The 224-nt window shown below is 42.9% G+C and carries 1 tRNA gene; it reads left to right on the top strand.

From position 1 onward, the window contains the following. The first annotated feature begins 31 nt into the window (after positions 1-31). Positions 32-107 (top strand) — tRNA-Val (locus tag RH88_RS00005). Positions 108-224: the final 117 nt, after the last annotated feature.

The raw sequence follows: 224 nt of genomic DNA, 5'->3' as shown, positions 1-224 counted from the left end.
CTTTCTCCACGAAGGAATTAAAACTTTTAGTGGGCGATTAGCTCAGTTGGGAGAGCACCTGCCTTACAAGCAGGGGGTCACTGGTTCGAGCCCGGTATCGCCCACCATTCTCTAAGAATTTTTGGAATAGGATATCCAAACCACTCAGTAATGCATGTGGTTGGAATTTTCGACGCCGAAAGTCTTTAGAAAATGTATTTTGAAGTTTTGCTTCAGATTCATAT

Origin of the sequence: Vibrio scophthalmi LMG 19158 (genome assembly GCF_000222585.1) — a bacterium.
GTDB lineage: Bacteria > Pseudomonadota > Gammaproteobacteria > Enterobacterales > Vibrionaceae > Vibrio > Vibrio scophthalmi.
This window is presented reverse-complemented; position numbering and strand designations above follow the sequence as displayed.